The organism is Nocardioides sp. (genome assembly GCF_050699375.1).
In the GTDB taxonomy this organism is placed as follows: domain Bacteria; phylum Actinomycetota; class Actinomycetes; order Propionibacteriales; family Nocardioidaceae; genus Nocardioides.
Genome location: NZ_JBOHDN010000326.1, coordinates 1 through 17,300, shown reverse-complemented (window position 1 = coordinate 17,300; position 17,300 = coordinate 1). Strand labels below are relative to the sequence as shown.

At 68.4% G+C, this 17,300-nt stretch carries 15 protein-coding genes; 5 read left to right on the top strand and 10 right to left on the bottom strand.

Features of this window, described 5'->3' with window-relative positions:
* Positions 1-1,154: saccharopine dehydrogenase family protein (locus ACRDPS_RS22550; protein WP_431503903.1), on the bottom strand; the 1,154-nt coding region annotated here is incomplete at its 3' end.
* Positions 1,155-1,316: 162 nt separating this feature from the next.
* On the opposite strand from ACRDPS_RS22550, the gene ACRDPS_RS22545 reads away from it, so the two are divergent.
* The 3 genes from ACRDPS_RS22545 to ACRDPS_RS22535 are packed head-to-tail and all read left to right on the top strand — an operon-like array spanning position 1,317 to position 3,266.
* Positions 1,317-2,078, top strand: coding sequence for a response regulator (locus ACRDPS_RS22545; protein ID WP_431503902.1), 762 nt, complete (start codon positions 1,317-1,319; stop codon positions 2,076-2,078).
* 46 nt (positions 2,079-2,124) lie between these two features.
* Positions 2,125-2,394, top strand: a complete 270-nt coding sequence (locus tag ACRDPS_RS22540; protein WP_431503901.1) for a DUF2277 domain-containing protein — start codon at positions 2,125-2,127, stop codon at positions 2,392-2,394.
* Entirely contained in the window at positions 2,391-3,266 is an 876-nt protein-coding gene (locus ACRDPS_RS22535; protein ID WP_431503900.1) for a Sir2 family NAD-dependent protein deacetylase, read from the top strand. Before ACRDPS_RS22540 ends, ACRDPS_RS22535 begins: the two co-directional genes overlap by 4 nt.
* Here ACRDPS_RS22535 and ACRDPS_RS22530 read toward each other — a convergent pair.
* From ACRDPS_RS22530 to ACRDPS_RS22500, 7 genes are all read right to left on the bottom strand, one after another.
* Positions 3,252-3,527 (bottom strand): hypothetical protein, encoded by a 276-nt coding sequence (locus ACRDPS_RS22530; RefSeq protein WP_431503899.1) that lies wholly within the window; start codon positions 3,525-3,527, stop codon positions 3,252-3,254. The two genes, ACRDPS_RS22535 and ACRDPS_RS22530, sit on opposite strands and share 15 nt — an antisense overlap.
* A 284-nt stretch (positions 3,528-3,811) precedes the next feature.
* Complete coding sequence (locus ACRDPS_RS22525; protein WP_431503898.1) at positions 3,812-4,498, bottom strand: metal-dependent transcriptional regulator; 687 nt, start codon at positions 4,496-4,498, stop codon at positions 3,812-3,814.
* Positions 4,499-4,572: 74 nt separating this feature from the next.
* Positions 4,573-5,079, bottom strand: coding sequence for a MarR family winged helix-turn-helix transcriptional regulator (locus ACRDPS_RS22520; RefSeq protein ID WP_431503897.1), 507 nt, complete (start codon positions 5,077-5,079; stop codon positions 4,573-4,575).
* Positions 5,076-6,638: an MDR family MFS transporter gene (locus ACRDPS_RS22515; RefSeq protein ID WP_431503896.1), complete on the bottom strand. Its 1,563-nt coding sequence runs from the start codon at positions 6,636-6,638 to the stop codon at positions 5,076-5,078. Before ACRDPS_RS22515 ends, ACRDPS_RS22520 begins: the two co-directional genes overlap by 4 nt.
* A 431-nt stretch (positions 6,639-7,069) precedes the next feature.
* The gene (locus tag ACRDPS_RS22510; RefSeq protein WP_431503895.1) at positions 7,070-9,064 is read right to left on the bottom strand and encodes an ABC transporter ATP-binding protein; all 1,995 of its coding nucleotides are present in this window, start codon (positions 9,062-9,064) and stop codon (positions 7,070-7,072) included.
* A complete protein-coding gene (locus ACRDPS_RS22505) occupies positions 9,061-10,809 on the bottom strand; it encodes an ABC transporter ATP-binding protein (RefSeq protein ID WP_431503894.1) in 1,749 nt (582 codons plus the stop codon). Before ACRDPS_RS22505 ends, ACRDPS_RS22510 begins: the two co-directional genes overlap by 4 nt.
* Positions 10,810-11,454 carry a TetR/AcrR family transcriptional regulator gene (locus ACRDPS_RS22500; protein ID WP_431503893.1) on the bottom strand — a complete coding sequence of 215 codons (645 nt, stop codon included), beginning with the start codon at positions 11,452-11,454 and terminating at the stop codon, positions 10,810-10,812.
* A gap of 180 nt (positions 11,455-11,634) precedes the next feature.
* Between ACRDPS_RS22500 and ACRDPS_RS22495 the strand changes: the two genes are divergently transcribed.
* On the top strand, positions 11,635-13,350 hold the full coding sequence (locus ACRDPS_RS22495; RefSeq protein ID WP_431503892.1) for a S8 family peptidase: 1,716 nt from the start codon (positions 11,635-11,637) through the stop codon (positions 13,348-13,350).
* 52 nt (positions 13,351-13,402) lie between these two features.
* Here the strand turns inward: ACRDPS_RS22495 and ACRDPS_RS22490 are convergent, their stop codons facing one another.
* Positions 13,403-15,394 carry a beta-galactosidase gene (locus ACRDPS_RS22490; protein ID WP_431503904.1) on the bottom strand — a complete coding sequence of 664 codons (1,992 nt, stop codon included), beginning with the start codon at positions 15,392-15,394 and terminating at the stop codon, positions 13,403-13,405.
* A gap of 5 nt (positions 15,395-15,399) precedes the next feature.
* Positions 15,400-16,047: a pyridoxamine 5'-phosphate oxidase gene (gene pdxH / locus ACRDPS_RS22485; RefSeq protein ID WP_431503891.1), complete on the bottom strand. Its 648-nt coding sequence runs from the start codon at positions 16,045-16,047 to the stop codon at positions 15,400-15,402.
* A gap of 69 nt (positions 16,048-16,116) precedes the next feature.
* On the opposite strand from pdxH, the gene ACRDPS_RS22480 reads away from it, so the two are divergent.
* Complete coding sequence (locus ACRDPS_RS22480; protein ID WP_431503890.1) at positions 16,117-17,220, top strand: citrate synthase 2; 1,104 nt, start codon at positions 16,117-16,119, stop codon at positions 17,218-17,220.
* Positions 17,221-17,300 lie beyond the last annotated feature (80 nt).

The window sequence follows — 17,300 nt, the reverse complement described above, 5'->3', positions numbered from 1 at the left end:
AACCGGATGCCGGCAGCCTGCAGGCGAGCCAGCAGCGCATCGCCCATCGCGGCGGCCGTGGTCACCGAACCAGAGGTCTCGGGAAGCGAGTCGAAGGCCAGGCACAAGGCCGACTCGGCCAGCATCTTCGCGGTCTCGGTGTAGCCCGGGTCGCCACCGGAGACCTTGGTGTGGATCCGCCGATCGCCGGACTCAGCCACGAAGTCGACCGTGAACCACGACTTCTCGCGGCGCTGCTCGGAAGGCCCGGAGCCCTGCTTGACCCGCTCGCCGATCCTGGTCCGCAGCGGCGGCACCTGCAGCGCGAGCGCCAGACCGCTGACCCCGACCACACCCCCGACGGCGTACTTCAACGTCTTGGTCCCGGCGAAGTGCGAATAGGTGAAGGAGGGCCCGTACGCAGGCAGCGCCGCCCCGCTGCGGGCGACGATGAACGGGTCGATCGTCGGCAGCGGCAGCAGCCAGAAGCCCAGCTCCCGGTCGCGGCCCAGAGAAGGCTTCGCCGGTCGGGACCTACGCCCCGCCGGCCGCTCCTCGATGGCCCGACGGGCCCGGGAGGCCGCCGCCATCTCTCGCGGCCGCGAGATCTGTCCCAGCGCCGAGTGGAAGGTGCCGCCGGAGAAGGTGGCGTTGGAGCGTACGACGCCCTTCATCGCCAACGGCTCGGTGATCGCTCCGCCTGCAGCGAGCTCGCGCACCGTGAAGAACGCACCGAGGTCGTGCGGGATCGAGTCGAAACCGCACGCGTGCACGATCCGGGCGCCGTTGGCACGCGCGACGGCGTCGTACTTCACGAACATCCGGTCGACGAACTCAGGTTCTCCGGTCAGATCCACGTAGTCCGCGCCCGCCTCCGCGCATGCCTTCACCAGCGGCTCGCCGAACTCGAGGTAGGGCCCGACCGTGCTGATCACGACACGGGACCGAGCCGCCAGCGACGCCAGCGACGCGGAATCGTTCACGTCGGCCTCGATCAGCTCCACGCCGGTGGATCCGAGCGAGTCCCGAACGGCACCGAGACGCTCCAGGGAACGGCCCGCGAGCGCCCACCGAAGCCCCTCGGGCGCATGCTCGGCGAGATAGCCGGCGACCAGGCCGCCCGTGAACCCGGTGGCGCCGAACAGAACGATGTCGAGATCGCGGGAAGTCGTCATAACCGCTACCTTTCCAGAAGGTAGGAAATCTGGGGAAGGCACGGTCACCGAGACATCAAATGCTGCATCATTAGCGTTACGCTTAAGCGGTTTCTTGCGATGAGTCAGCGTTCGGTGAACGGGCCGGCACCATCCACAACCATGAGATGAGAGACGAGCCAAGTGGGCGACGCGGTGATCAGCGTGCTGCTTGTCGATGGTCATGATGTCGTACGCGTCGGCGTACGCTCGGTCCTGCTGGCCGAGCCGAACATCGAGGTCGTCGGCGAGGCCCGCACGGCCGCCGAGGCGCGGCCCCTGATAGCCACGCTCCGCCCGGACGTACTCATCCTCGACGCCCATCTGCCCGATTCATCGGGGGTCGCTCTGTGCCGTGAGGCGCTGGCGATGACGACCGACATCCGCTGCATGATCCTGGCCACCGACGCCGACGACCAGGTGATGAGCCAGGCGATCATGGCCGGGGCGGCCGGCTACGTGCTCAAGCAGATCGAGGCCTCGAGCCTCGTCTCCGGCGTACGCCTGGTGGCCAGCGGCCACACCCTCTTCGACCCCGAGGCCGCGGCCAAGGTGGTGCACAACGTCGAGGAGCGCCGCCGGATGCATGAGGTGGTCGCCGAGCTGACCCCGCAGCAGCGGCGGATCCTGGTGCTGCTCGCCGAAGGCATCTCCAACCGCCAGATCGCCGAGCGGCTGGTGCTGGCCGAGAAGACCGTGAAGAACCACATCACCGGGCTCCTCGCCAAGCTCGGCGTCAGCCACCGCACCCAGGCCGCGCTGATGGCGAGTCAGCTGCTCGAGGACGGCGTCGTGCCCAGGCCGGCATCACCTGCCGACGACACCAGACCGGCCCGGGGCTCCGGACCGAAGCCTCCCCTACCCCGCGGGCCGGCGCCTTCCCGTGTGCAGGGACGATCCCGGTGACTCTGGTCCGCCGCTGACCCTCCGCGATCCGAGTACCGTTGTCGGCATGTGCCGCAACATCCGCCCGCTCCACAACTTCGAGCCGCCCGCCACCAACGACGAGGTCGCAGCCGCCGCCCTCCAGTTCGTACGCAAGGTGAGTGGCACGACCAAGCCGTCTGCCGCCAACCAGGAGGCCTTCGACAACGCCGTCGCCGAGATCGCGCACATCACCCGGCACCTCCTCGACGACCTGGTCACCAACGCGCCCAAGAAGAACCGCGAGGTCGAGGCCGCCAAGCGCAAGGCTCGTGCCGAGGGCAGGTACGCCTCGTGACCCTGGGGTCCCCCGCGACCCCGGCCCCTGGGGCGAGCACATTCGAGGACTCGTACGCCGCGGCTCTTGCCCTGCTCGAGGACCGTCCGCTCGTCGTCCTGACCGGGGCGGGCGTCTCGACCGACTCGGGCATCCCCGACTACCGCAGCCCGGGCAGCCCGGCACGGCAGCCGATGACCTACCAGCAGTTCATCTCCGGGCCGCAGGAACGGCAGCGCTACTGGGCACGCAGCCACCTCGGTTGGCAGCGGATGGGCGGCGCCGAGCCGAACGCCGGCCACCGGGCCCTGGCGGCGATCGACCCCGAGCTGTTGATCACCCAGAACGTCGACGGTCTGGACGAGCAGGCGGCCCTGGAGCTGGCCGCGAGCGGCCGGATCGTCACCCTTCACGGGCGGGTGGCCGACGTGCTCTGCCTGTCCTGCCGGACGGTGAGCCCGCGCCGTGAGCTCCAGAAGCGGATGGATGTGCTCAACGCCGGCTGGGCCGAGGCGCATGCCGATGTGGAGAGCCGTCCCGACGGCGACGTCGCGCTCGAGGAGACGCAGGACTTCGTCGTACCCGACTGTGAGATCTGTGGCGGCATCCTCAAACCCGACGTGGTCTTCTTCGGCGAGAACGTCCCCAAGGAACGGGTTGCCCGGTGCATGGACGCGGTCGACGCACTGTCAGAACACCGCGGCGCCCTGCTCGTCGCGGGTTCGAGCCTGGCGGTGATGAGTGGCTATCGGTTCGTACGCCGGGCGGCGAAGGCCGGGACCCCGGTCGTGATCGTGAACAGGGGCGCCACCAGGGGTGATGGGGACGCTGCGTACAAGATCGAGGTCGGGACCAGTGAGTTCCTCACCAGCCTGGCCTCACGCAGAGCGTGACTCGACCGGCATCGGCATCTTGGCCATGCGGCCGGCGGCCTCGTCGACGGACAGCCTGGCGCCGATGAAGAAGTGGTAGACCGGGCCCTCGTCGATGAGCAGCACCTTGGCGCTGTGGAAGTCGCCACCGAGGTCGGTGAGCACGATCTCCTCGCCGCGTTCGAGGTGGCGGGTCAGACCGGTGTCGGTGTGATGGACGGCAACTGGGCGGAACGTCTCATCCAGCTCGCGACCGCGAGCGGGCAGATGAACGACCTCCATAGAGCTCTCCCCTCCGGAGACCCCCGCAAGTCTCGACATGACAACTGCTGAAAGCCCACATCGATAACCTGGCCTCCAGCAGCCCCCGCACGTCAAACATAAGCATCTAGACCGTAATCGGTCCAGAGTCACGTGCCAGAATCTGCTGACGTCGAGATAATTTGACCCACGGTTGCGAAAGTGGGCTGTCCGTTGCGATTTCGGGGCCGACTCGTAGAGCCAAAAGTGATTGACTCAGGGCGTTAAAGAGTGGAGGCCCCGAGGAGATGGGCCAGCGAGATCGCTCAGAGAGCCTTGACGAAGATGTGGTCGGCGGCCTCGGGAATGATCTCCGCGGTCTCGCCGCCGGAGCCGAGCAGCACACCGTCGGCGGTCGCCTTGATGGCGACGGTCTGGTCGGGGGTCGCGCCGACCCGGCGGAGCGCGCTCATCAAGGACTCGTCCTTCTGCATCTCCTCGGAGATGCGGCGCACCAGGACGGTGGAGCGCTCGGAGCTGGCTGCGGCGGTGAGCGACTGGACCCCGGCCATGAAGTCCTCGTCGGCGGGCTTGCCACCGAGCTCGTCGAGCCCCGGGATCGGGTTGCCGTAGGGCGACTCGGTCGGGTCCCCCAGCAGGTCGAGCAGCCTCTTCTCGACGGTCTCCGACATGACGTGCTCCCAGCGGCACGCCTCCTCGTGGACGAGCTCCCAGTCGAGACCGATCACGTCGGTGAGCAGGCGCTCGGCGAGGCGGTGCTTGCGCATCACCCGGGTGGCCAGGCGGAGGCCCTCCTCGGTGAGCTGCAGGTGGCGGTCACCCTCGACGGTGAGCAGGCCGTCACGCTCCATCCGGGCAACGGTCTGGGAGACCGTGGGACCCGACTGGTGCAGGCGCTCGGCGATGCGGGCGCGCAGCGGAACGATCCCCTCTTCGACCAGCTCATAGATGGTGCGAAGGTACATCTCAGTGGTGTCGATGAGATCGCTCACGGGCTAATCCTACGTCCTCGCATAAGTAAAAACCGAACCCAGCAGGATGTGTCCCCGACGACGTCCACCTGCGATCACGACCCCTGGCTCTCCAGGGCCTCGTTGTATCGAGACAGCATAGCGCTGAGCCGGTTGATCTCACCCGGACTCCACTCGGCAAGGCGGTCGTCGAAACGTACGCGACGCTCCCGTGCCACCCGGTCGAGCCCCTCGCGCGCCTCCGCGGTCACCGACACCAGGCTGGCCCGCCCGTCCTCAGGATCGGGATGACGCTCGAGCAGACCCAGGTCGATCATCGACTGCATCATCCGGCTGACCGCGCCCTTGTCGATCCCGAGCCCGTCGACCAGCGCGGACGCCCGCACCGGCCCGCGCTCGGCGAGCCAGGTCAGCATCAGGTAGCCGCCCGGCGGAAGGTCGGGGTGGAGCATCCGGCCGCGCACCTTCATCGCCCGCTTCGCTCGCCACATGAGCACGCCGATCTCGGACTCGAGCCGGGTCAGCGACTCATCACGCGGATCCCCGTCGCCGTGGGTGCCTTCGACGTGGGTGCCTTCGACCGACTTGTCGGTAGCGGTCATCTCCGACCAGCTCCCCCGGCCTCGAGCTCGACGGCGACCTCCGGAGCGACCTTCTCCTCGGAGAGGTCCTCGAGGGTGGTCCTCAGCGGGACCTCCTTGATGGCGAGGATCGCGGCCAGCGCGATCAGCGCACACGGGAGGGCCACCAGGAAGAGGTCCGCGGTGGCGACGGCGAAGGCATGCTCGTAGAGGGCCTGCATCGCGCTCGGCATGCTCGCCGGGTCGGCGAGCCCATCACCCCGAAGGCTCTGGAGCTGCTCGGGGGTGACCTTGCCGCTGGCCACCAGGTCGGGGATGCCGTCCGTGATCACGTCCTCCACGCGGTGGGAGAGTACGGCACCGAGTGCCGCGATGCCCATCGAGCCGCCCATCGACCGGAAGAAGGCGACGACCGAGGAGCCCGCTCCCATGTCCTTGTTGTCGAGGTTGTTCTGCACCGCGAGCACGAGGTTCTGGTTGGTGGCGCCGACACCGAGGCCGACGACCGCCATGAAGGCGCCGACCATGGCCAGGTTGGTGCTCTCGTCGATGGTGCTGAGCAGGTAGAGGCCGACCGGCAGCATGATCCCGCCGAAGACCAGGTAGCGCTTCCAGCGACCGGTCGCGCTGATCAAGCGGCCGGTGATCATCCCCGCGCCGGACAGCCCGAACACCATGCAGATCGACATCAGGCCGGCATGGGTCGGCGTCATCTCGCGGGCGGTCTGGAAGTACTGCTGCAGATAGACCGTCGCACCGAACATCCCGGCGCCGACGAAGAACGAGGCGATCGTGGCGAACACCATGGTGCGGTCGCGGAAGAGCCGCAGCGGGATGATCGGCTCCTTGGCGAACCTGCCCTCGACCAGGATCGCGAGCGCGAGCACGATGACACTGCCGGCGACCAGGACGTACGAGGTCAGCGAGGTCCAGGCGAAGGAGGAGCCGCCCAGGGTGACCCAGATCAGCAGCGTCGAGACGCCGGCGACCAGCAGGAAGGCGCCGAGGTAGTCGATGCTGACCTCGCGACGCACCTGCGGGAGGTGCAGGGTCTTCTGGAGCAGGACGAAGGCGACGACCGCGAACGGCACGCCGACGTAGAACACGCCCGGCCAACCCAGCGGGGAGTCGACGATCACGCCACCGGCGAGCGGTCCGATGACGGTGGCCAGGGCGAAGACGGCACCGATGTAGCCCGAGTAGCGGCCGCGCTCACGCGGCGACACGATCGTCGCGATGATCACCTGGATCAGCGCGACGATGCCGCCCATGCCGAGGCCGGCGATCACGCGGCCGGTGATGATCACGGGCATCGATGGCGCCAGACCACTGATCGCCGAGCCGACGATGAACAGGCCGAGCGCGACCTGGACCAGCACCTTCTTGTTGTAGAGGTCGGCGAGCTTGCCCCAGATCGGCGTGGTCGCGGTCATCGCCAGCATGCTCGAGACGACGATCCAGGTGTAGCCACCCTGGGTGCCGCCGAGGTCGGTCACGATCCGCGGCAGGGCGTTGGTGACCGACGTGCTGGACAACATGGCGACGAAGAGCGCCATCAGGAGGCCCGAGAGGACCTCCATGATCTGACGGTGGGTCATCTGCGGCGCTGGGGCCTGCGATGACTGCTGCGGCGAGGACTCTGACAAGTGACGACCGGCTCTCACATGAATTGGTTGACTATAGACAACCAATGTACGCTGATTTAGTTGCGGAACACAACTTGTCGTTGATCACATCGGCGCCTGGAAATCGGCCGCCGGCCTCCCGAGAACGGGACGACCCGCAGGCGGGCCTCGGGCCAACCCGGTGGATGAGTCCGGTACGCCTGCGGGTCGGGTGGCTACCTCTGGATTGCCAGCCCTTATCCATAGTTGGAGAAGCTGCTAACGAGCAGCCACCTCACGCATCCAATCGTTCTTCATCTGATCGGATCACCTCCTTTCCCGTGTCCTGCAACGGTAGGCGCCGGGGCACACCGGGATCAAAGGGTTTATTTCTCGGCGTCGACTGCTCAGGCCGGCTCCTCCACCAGCGGAAGGCTGAACTGCGACTGGTAGAGCTCGGCGTACGCGCCGTCGGCCTCGAGCAGCTCGGCGTGGTTGCCCTGCTCGACGATGGCGCCGTCACGCATGACCAGGATCAGGTCGGCATCGCGGATCGTGGAGAGCCGGTGGGCGATCACAAAGGACGTACGGTCCGAGCGCAGCGCCGCCATGGCATGCTGCAGGAGCAGCTCGGTGCGAGTGTCGACCGAGGAGGTCGCCTCGTCGAGGATCAGCAGCGACGGCTCGGCGAGGAAGGCCCGCGCGATGGTGATCAGCTGCCGCTCGCCCGCCGAGAGGTTGCCGCCCTCGTCGGTGATCAGGGTGTCGTAGCCCTCGGGCAGCGAGTGCACGAACCGGTCGACGTACGTCGCGGTGGCCGCCTCGAGGATCTCCTCCTCGGTCGCGGACGGACGGCCGTAGCGGATGTTGTCCCGGATGGTGCCCTCGAAGAGCCAGGTGTCCTGGAGGACCATGCCGGTGCGGGCCCGCAGGTCGGCACGCGGGATCGAGGCGATGTCGGCCCCGTCGAGCGTGATCCGTCCGGCGCCGAGCTCGTAGAACCGCATGATCAGGTTGACCAGGGTGGTCTTGCCGGCCCCGGTGGGTCCGACGATCGCGACGGTCTGGCCGGGACGAGCCACCAGGGACAGGTCCTCGATCAGCGGCTTGTGCTCGTCGTAGGAGAACGAGACGTGCTCGAAGCGCACCTCGCCTGCCCCCGCCGCGCCGGTGCGGGGAACACCGACATCGGGCGTCTGCTCCTCGGCGTCGAGCAGCTCGAAGACACGCTCGGCCGAGGCGACGCCCGACTGGAGCAGGTTCATCATCGAGGCGAGGGTGGTGATGGGCTGGGTGAACTGGCGGGAGTACTGGATGAAGGCCTGCAGCTCGCCCAGGCTCAGGGCGCCGCTGGCGACACGGAGGGACCCGACGACGCAGACCACGACGAACATCAGGTTGCCCACGAACATCATCAGCGGCATCAGGATCCCGCTGATGAACTGTGCCTTGAAGGCCGCGTCGAAGAGCTTGTCGTTCTCCTCCGCGAAGGTCTTCTCGACCTCGTCCTGGCGCCCGAAGACCTTGACCAGGTCGTGGCCGGAGAAGGTCTCCTCGATGTGGCCGTTGAGCTTGCCGGTGTGGCGCCACTGGGCCACGAACTGGCCCTGGGACCGCTTCATCACGGCCCTGGTCACGACCAGCGAGACCGGCACCGCGAGCAGCGCGATCAGCGCCAGCACCGGGCTGATCCAGAACATCATGAACAGCACCGTGACCAGCGTGAACAGCGCGGTCAGCACCTGGCTGAAGGTCTGCTGCAGGGTCTGGCTGATGTTGTCGATGTCGTTGGTGACCCGGCTGAGCAGCTCGCCGCGCGGCTGCTTGTCGAAGTAGGACAGCGGGACGCTGTGGACCTTCTTCTCGACATCCTCGCGCAGGCCCCTCACCGTGCCCTGGACGACCGAGTTGAGGATCCAGCCCTGGGCGAAGGCGAGCAGCGAGGCGAGCAGATAGACGGCAAGCACGATGATCAGCGCGTTGCCCAGGGCGTCGAAGTCGACGCCCTGGCCCGGGGTGACGTGGTCCATCCCGGAGAGCATGTCGGCGATCTTGTCGTCGCCCTGTGCGCGAAGACCCTCGACCGCCTCCTCCTGGGTGATCCCCGCAGGCAGGTCCCGGGAGAAGATGCCACCGAAGATGATGTCGGTCGCCCGGCCCAGCAGCCACGGACCCAGCGACATCAGGGTGACGCTGATCGCGGCCAGGACGACCGTGCCGGCGACCTGGGCCCTGTAGGGCGCCATCCGGCGCAGCAGTCGCTTGGCCGAAGGGACGAAGGTCATCGCCTTGTCGCCCACTGCGCCGCCCGCGCCCATCGGCCCGGGGCCGCCCTGGGGACGTACGATCCGCTCGGTCTTCTTCATCTGGCCAGTCGTCTGGTCGTTCTTCTGGTCGTTCATGCCGCGGCCTCCTCTGCGCTGAGCTGGGAGGAGACGATCTCCTGGTAGGTGGCGTTGCCGGCGAGGAGCTCGTCGTGGCTGCCTTCGCCCACGATGGCGCCATCCTCGAGGACGAGGATCTTGTCGGCGTCACGGATGGTGGAGACCCGCTGGGCGACCACGATCACCGTGGCGTTGCGGGTCTCCGGCGCGAGCGCGGCTCGGAGCCGGGCGTCGGTGGCGACGTCGAGCGCGGAGAACGAGTCGTCGAAGAGATAGATGTCGGGCCGTCTCACCAGGGCCCGGGCGATGGCCAGGCGCTGCCGTTGGCCGCCGGAGACGTTGGTGCCGCCCTGGTCGATCTCGGCGTCGAGGCCGGTGCCGCCCTCGGGGGCCATCTTCTCGACGAAGTCACGGGCCTGGGCGACCTGGAGCGCGTGCCACAGCTCCTCGTCGGTGGCGTCCGGCTTGCCGTGGAGCAGGTTGGACCTGACGGTGCCGGTGAAGAGGAAGGCCTTCTGCGGCACCAGCCCGAGGGTGCTGCGCAGCGTGGCCGGGTCGAGGTCACGTACGTCGGTCCCAGCGACCCGGACGACACCGGCCGTCGCGTCGAAGAGCCGTGGGACGAGACCCAGGAGGGTCGTCTTGCCGGCACCGGTGGAGCCGATGATCGCGACGGTCTGCCCGGGCCGGGCCTCGAAGGTGAGGTCCTCGAGCACGGGGTGGTCCGCGCCCGGGTAGGTGAAGCCGGCACCGACCATGTCCACGTGGCCACGCCGGGAGATCTCGGTGACGCCCGCCGCCGGCGGCACCACGCTGGTCTCGGTGTCGAGGACCTCGGCGATCCGGTCCGCGCAGACGGCAGCACGCGGCACCTGCATGAGCATGAACGTGCCCATCATGATCGACATCAGGATCTGCGTCAGGTACTGCAGGAAGGCAGTCAGCGGGCCGACCTGCATCTCGCCGTTGTCGACGCGGATGCCGCCGAACCAGATCACCGCGACACTGGCGACGTTGATGACCAGCATCATCAGCGGGAACATCGCCGACATCCAGCGACCGGCCCGCAGCGCGACATCGGTGAGGTCGTCGTTGGCCTTCGCGAAGCGCTCGGTCTCCTCGCGCTCGCGCACGAACGCGCGGATCACTCGGATGCCGGTGATCTGCTCACGCAGGATGCGGTTGACCGAGTCGATGCGCTCCTGCACCTTTCGGAAGTTGGGCACCATGCCACGCACGATCACGGCCATGGAGACGAGCAGCGCCGGGATGACGACGGCGAGCAGCCAGGAGAGCTCGGCGTCCTCCTGGATCGCCATCACGACTCCGCCGACCATCATCATCGGCACCATCACCGCGAGCGTGCAGGTGAGCACGGCGAGCATCTGGACCTGCTGGACGTCGTTCGTGGTCCGGGTGATCAGGGACGGGGCACCGAAGCGGCCGACCTCGCGGGCGCTGAACGAGCCGACTCTCGCGAAGATCGCCGCCCGCAGATCCCGGCCGAAGCTCATCGCGCTCCGTGCGGCGAAGTAGACGCTGACGATCGAGGCGAGGATCTGCACCAGCGCGACGCCGAGCATGATCGCGCCGATCTCGAGGATGTAGTCGGTGTCGCCCTCGGCCACGCCCTTGTCGATGATGTCGGCGTTCAGGCTGGGCAGCAGCATGAACGCCGAGGTCGAGAGGAGCTGCAGGATCGCGATGACGATCAGGAACTTCTTGTAGGGGAGCAGATACTCCCGCAGCAGTCTGAGAAGCATTCAGGGGGTCTCTCTGGTCAGGCTGTGCTCGATGAGAATCCCGCCGAGCAGCACGTCGATGACGTCCTCGCTGCTCAACGGCAGGTTCGCTCGGTTCAGACCGGGAAGCCAGGCCCCGATCGTGAGGCTGCGCAGCACCAGCGCGGCCTTTCGCGGCGGAAGCCGCAACTCGCTCTCGTGCGGCTCGAAGACGAGCCGCGTCAGGTTGTCGACGAGGGCCTTATTGGCCTCGATGAGGAACTTCGGCGGCCCGGGAGGAGGACGTACGCCTTCGGGGTCCGACTCCTCGACCACGGCCGAGCGCACCGCCATCATGACGAGGAAGCCGCGCTGCGAGGACGCCGCGAGCAGGTCGATGACGGCACGGAGCTTGTCCTCGATGCCGTTCGCGTCCGCCACGACGTCCGCCATCGACCGGGCGGCGTCGGAAGGGTTGAAGACGTTCTCGGCCACGGCCCGGTAGAGCTCGCGCTTGTCACGGAAGTGCCGGAAGATCGTTCCTTCGGCGACTCCAGCGGCCTCGGCGATCAACCTGGTGGTCGTCGCCGTGCCGTGCTCGATCAGCAGCGTCTCGGTCGCCGCGATGATCGCGGCACGCCGGTCTGCTGCGGGAATCGGCTTGGCCCGCGTACGTCGTTCCTCCATGTCAACGGATCATAAATGAGTGAGCACTCACTCACAAACCAATATTGGGTGGATCTCGACGTCAGAACCCTGTCCGACCAGATGCCGATTAGGGCATGCTGGGCCCCACTGCCGGCCGACAAGGGCCTGACAGTGGGTGGTCTCGACAAGATCGACCACCGATTCCGGAATGGAGGCAGCATGCGTAGGTTGTTGACAGGTGCGACGGCGGTCGCGCTGGGGGTCGCCGGCACGCTCGTCATGGCGAACTCGGGAACCGCCAGCGCTGACGAAGAGCTCCGGTACGTCGTGGCGTACGCCGAGGGATCCTCGGCCGCCAGCGCCCGCGCGGCGGTCCGCGCCGCGGGCGGCGAGATCGTCTCGGAGAACAGCGACATCGGGGTCGCGACAGTCACCGCCGGCGAGGGATTCGCCGCTGCGGCCAACGCCTCGGACGTGCTCGTCGGCGCCGCCGAGGACCGGGTGGTGGCAGCCACCACCCCGGACGCGGCACGCACCGCCCGCAAGCAGGAGGTCTCGAAGGTAGAGACCGAGTTCCGCACCGGCGACAAGGGCAACGGCCCGAAGGCGCCCAAGCCCAAGGGCAAGACCGACCCGCTCTCCGGCCTGCAGTGGGACATGAAGCAGATCGACGCGGCGGCGGCCAACAAGACCGAGCGCGGCAAGGGCGTCCGGGTCGGCATCCTCGACACCGGTGTCGACGGGTCTCACCCCGACATCGCGCCCAACTTCGACGCCGAGCTGAGCCGCAACTTCACCACCGACATCCCGACCGATGCCAACGGCGCTGCCGTCGACGGTCCGTGTGAGGAAGAGGCCGACGGCTCCTGCGAGGACGCGGCCGACGTCGACGAGAACGGACACGGCACCCACGTCGCCTCGACCATCGCCTCACCGGTCAACGGCGTCGGCATCTCCGGCGTCGCCCCGCAGGCCGACATCGTCAACCTGCGCGCCGGCCAGGACTCCGGCTACTTCTTCCTGCAGCCGTCGGTGGACGCGCTGACCTACGCCGGCCGCAACGGCATCGACGTGGTCAACATGAGCTACTACGTCGACCCGTGGCTGTTCAACTGCACCGGCCACCCGGCCGACTCCGCCGCGGACCAGGCCGAGCAGCTGACCATCATCACCGCGATGCAGCGTGCGCTCGACTACGCCCACCGCCGCGGTGTCACCCTGGTCGCGGCCGCCGGCAACCAGGCGATCGACTACACCAAGCCGCAGACCGACGCGAGCAGCCCGGACTTCGCCAGCGAGCCCGGCGAGGAGCCGTACGTCCGCGACATGCTCGACCCCGAGTCCTGCGTCTCGATGCCCACCGAGGGTGACGGCGTCATCGCGGTCAGCGCCACCGGGCCGTCCGAGCGCAAGTCCTACTACTCCAGCTACGGCGACGGCTTCGTCGACGTCGCGGCGCCTGGTGGGGATGCGTACGACACCGCTGAGGGGACGCGCGACTACGCCGCGAACATCCTGGCCGCCTTCCCGTACGACCTCGCGGTCGCCGAGGGTGCGATCGACCCGGAGACCGGTGAGGTGCTCGTGCCGTGGGCGGTCTCGGACTGCTCCAGCGGGGAGTGCTCCTACTACCAGTATCTCCAGGGCACCTCGATGGCCTCGCCGCACGCCGCCGGCGTGGCCGCGCTGATCGTCGGCAAGTACGGCAAGCACGACCGATCCGGCAAGACCCTCCCGGCCAACACGGTCGAGAAGATCCTGCTCAAGTCGGCCACCGACAAGGCCTGCCCGGTCCCGGCGGACTACACCTACGTCCGCCACCTGCCCGACGGCACGACGTCGACCTCCACGCACACCTGCGAGGGCGGCAAGGCGCCGAACGGTTTCTACGGCAGCGGCATCGTCAACGCGAAGGCGGCGGTCGGCCGACGCTGAGTCACACCAGCCCCAGGAATACCCGGTTGACCGGGCCAAAAAGTTCCTCGGGCTAGGCCTCGCGGATGACCGCGACCTGGCCGGCCCGCACCATGTGCGGGCCGGCTTCATTTCCGGAGAGCAGGTCGGTGCCCCGGACGGGGACGATGACCGCTTCATGGGTGTGGTTGATGACGAAGACGTACGTCCCCTGCTCCCCGACCCGCCGAACGGCCTCGACCCCCTCGGGGAGGCCGCCGACGACCGGCTTGGTGGTGGTGAAGACCTGGGTGGCCAGGGTGTCGAGGGCGTCGGGGGTGAGCTCGGTGCCGACGTACCAGGCCGTGCCCTTGCCGACGCGTCTGCGCGTGACGGCCGGGTCGCCGGTGCAGTCGCCGGTGGCGTACGTCGCCAGGACGTCGGCGCCGACCGCACGACCGCGCTCGCTCCAGATCGTGCCGGTGCCGTAGGCGGTCAGCGGGATCTCCGCGCCTTCGGGGAGCGGGCAGAACTCCTCGATGCGTACGCCGAGAAGGTCTCGCAGGGCGCCCGGGTAGCCGCCCGGTCGGACGTGGTCGTGCTCGTCGACGATGCCGGTGAAGTAGGTGGCGACCAAGGTGCCACCGCCGTCGACGTAGTCGGTCAGGCGCGCGACGGTGGCGTCGTCCAGCAGATACTGCGCGGGCAGGACGACCACGTCGTAGCCGTCGAGCGGGTCGGTGACGCCGACGACGTCGACGCCGAGGTTGCGTGCCCAGCAGGCCTTGTGCCAGGCCCGCGCGGTCGCCATCGGGTCGACGTCGACCGACGGGTGTGAGTCGAAGGTCGCCGCCCACCACGAGGCCCAGTCGAAGACGATCGCGACCTTGGCCTGCTCCACCCGGCTGCCGGCGACCTCGGCGATCGCGGCGAGGTCGGCCCCGAGGCGTACGACATCTCGCCAGACCCGGCTCTCGGTGCCCGCGTGCGGGACCATCGCGGAGTGGAACTTCTCGGAGCCACCCAGGGAGGCGCGCCACTGGAAGAACATCGCACCGTCGGCCCCGCGCGCGACGTGCTGGAAGGAGTTGCGGCGCATCTCGCCCGCGGTCTTGGCGATGTTTCGGGGCTGCCAGTTGACCGCCGAGGTGGAGTGCTCCAGCAGGAGCCAGGGTTCCCCGTGCGCCAACGAGCGGGTCAGGTCGGCGGTCATCGCAAGCTGCTCGGTGCGCGCCCCGTCTTCGGCGAGGAGGTAGTGGTCGTTGGAGACCAGGTCCTCCTCGGCCGCCCACGGACGTGGGTCGGAGTGCTTCCAGAAGCCCATGAAGTTGGTGGTCAGCGGCTTGTCGGAGACCGCCCGTACCGCGTCGGCCTCCGCCTTGAAGAGGTCCAGGAGCGCGTCGGAGGAGTAGCGCCAGAAGTCGAGCTGGTGACCCGGGTTGGGGTGGGAGTTGTCGGAGACCTCGCGGGGCGGGTCGATCTGGTCCCAGTCGGTGTAGCGCTGGCTCCAGAAGGTGGTCGTCCAAGCGTCGTTGAGGCCCTCGATGGTGCCGTAGCGGCTCCGCAGCCACTCCCGGAACGCCGCCGCGCTGGTGTCGCACATGCAGTGCGCGTTGTGGTTGCCGTACTCGTTGCCGACGTGCCACATCACCACGGCCGGATGATCGTGATAGCGCTTCGCCATCTCGGTGACCAGGTCGGTCGCGGCGTCGCGGAACGCCGGTGAGGCGGTGCAGTAGACCTGCCGGCTGCCGAACGACCTGCGTACGCCGCGTGCATCGACCATCGTGGCCTCGGGATGCTGCCGGTAGAACCACGGTGGCGGGCTCGCGGTCGCGGTCGCCAGGTCCACGGCGATCCCGCCCTCGTGCAGCTTGTCGAGCACCCGGTCGAGCCAGCCGAAGTCGTACTCCCCCGGCGCGGGCTCGAGCAGGGCCCAGGAGAAGATCCCCACGCTGACCAGATTGACCCCGGCCTCCCGCATGAGGCGTACGTCCTCGTCCCAGACCTCCTCCGGCCACTGCTCCGGGTTGTAGTCGGCGCCGTAGGCGAGCCGGCCACCCAGCGCCTGGGTGATGCGCCGCATCCCCGTCACGGGGCCAGCCTCTCCGTACGCCACTTGTCGCCCTCACGCCGGTAGACGAGCCGGTCGTGCATCCGGCCGGGACGCCCCTGCCAGAACTCCACCGCCTCCGGTTCGACGCGATAGCCGCCCCACTCTTCCGGGACCGGGACCGGCTGGTCGTCGAAGCGCGCCTCCACGCTCTCGTAGGCCGCCTCCAGCTCCTCGCGTCCGTAGACGACCTTGCTCTGATGGGAGGCGTGGGCACCGATCTGGGAGCCGCGCGGGCGCTGGATGAAGTACGCCTCGACCTCGGGAGGCGGGAGCTCGTGGGCGAGCCCGTCGATGCGCACCTGACGCTCCAGGGGATGCCACGGGAAGAGCACCGCACAGCGCGGGTTGGCGGCGAGCTCCTCGCCCTTGCGGGAGGCGGTGTTGGTGAAGAAGGTGAAGCCGTCGGCCGAGAAGCCCTTCAGCAGCACCAGCCGCGACGAGGGTGCGCCGGTCGCCGAGACGGTCGAGACCACCATCGCGTTGGGCTCGACGATGCCCGCGTCACGGGCCTCGGCGTACCACCGCTCGAACATCGCGAACGGGTCGGACGTGAGGTCGTCCTCGTGGAGTCCGCTGCGGGTGTAGTTCTCTCGCGCTGCCGCCAGCTCGGCCTCCATATCCATGCCGTCGAGCCTATCTTCTGGTCGGGTGGGGCAGAATGCGCATCGACACTAGGAGAATTGGAGAAGGCAGTGAGCCAGGTACAGCACGGTCTCGAGGGCGTCGTGGCTTTCGAGACCCAGATCGCGGAGCCGGACAAAGAGGGGTCGGCACTGCGCTACCGCGGGGTCGACATCGAGGACATCGTCGGCCGAGTGCCGTTCGAGAACGTCTGGGGCCTGCTGATCGATGGCTCCTACGGTCCTGGTCTGCCGCCCGCCGAGGCCTACAACCTGCCGGTGCACACCGGTGACGTGCGCGTCGACGTCCAGGCCGCCATCCCCATGCTCGCGCCGGCCTTCGGGTTCGGGCAGACGTACGACATCTCCGACGAGCAGGCCCGGGCGGACCTCGCCCGGGTGGCCGTCATGGTCCTTTCGTACGCCGGCCAGTCGGCGCGCTCGATCCATCTGCCGGTGGTGCCGCAGCGAGAGGTCGACAATGGCAGCACCCTGGCCGAGAAGTTCCTGATCCGCTGGCGCGGCGAGGCAAACCCCGCGCACGCGCACGCGATCGACGCCTACTGGTCCTCTGCCGCAGAGCACGGCATGAACGCCTCCACCTTCACCGCCCGCGTGATCACCTCGACCGGCGCCGACGTGGCGGCGGCCTTCTCCGGGGCGATCGGCGCGATGAGCGGACCCTTGCACGGTGGCGCACCCTCGCGCGTGCTCGGCATGATCGAGGACGTCGAGAAGTCGGGCGACGCCTCGGCGTACGTGAAGGGGCTGCTCGACTCCGGCGAGCGGCTGATGGGTTTCGGTCACCGCGTCTACCGCGCCGAGGACCCGCGTGCACGGGTGCTGCGCCGCACCGCACGCGAGCTCAACGCGCCCCGCTTCGAGGTCGCCGAGGCCCTGGAGAAGGCCGCACTGTCCGAGCTGCGGGCTCGCCGCCCCGACCGGATCCTGGAGACCAATGTCGAGTTCTGGGCCGCGATCGTCCTCGACTTCGCCGAGATCCCGGCCAACATGTTCACCTCGATGTTCACCTGCGCCCGGACCGGTGGCTGGTCCGCCCACATCCTGGAGCAGAAGAAGACCGGCCGCCTGATCCGCCCCTCCGCGATCTACACCGGCCCCGCCGCCCGCCCGGCCGACGCGATCGAGGGCTGGAAGGCCGACTGGGCGAAGTAAGCCCTCGGTGGTCGAGCCTGTCGAGACCACCTGCAGCAAGACCAGTTCCGCGCACAATAGTGAGCGGCCGCGCACTATTG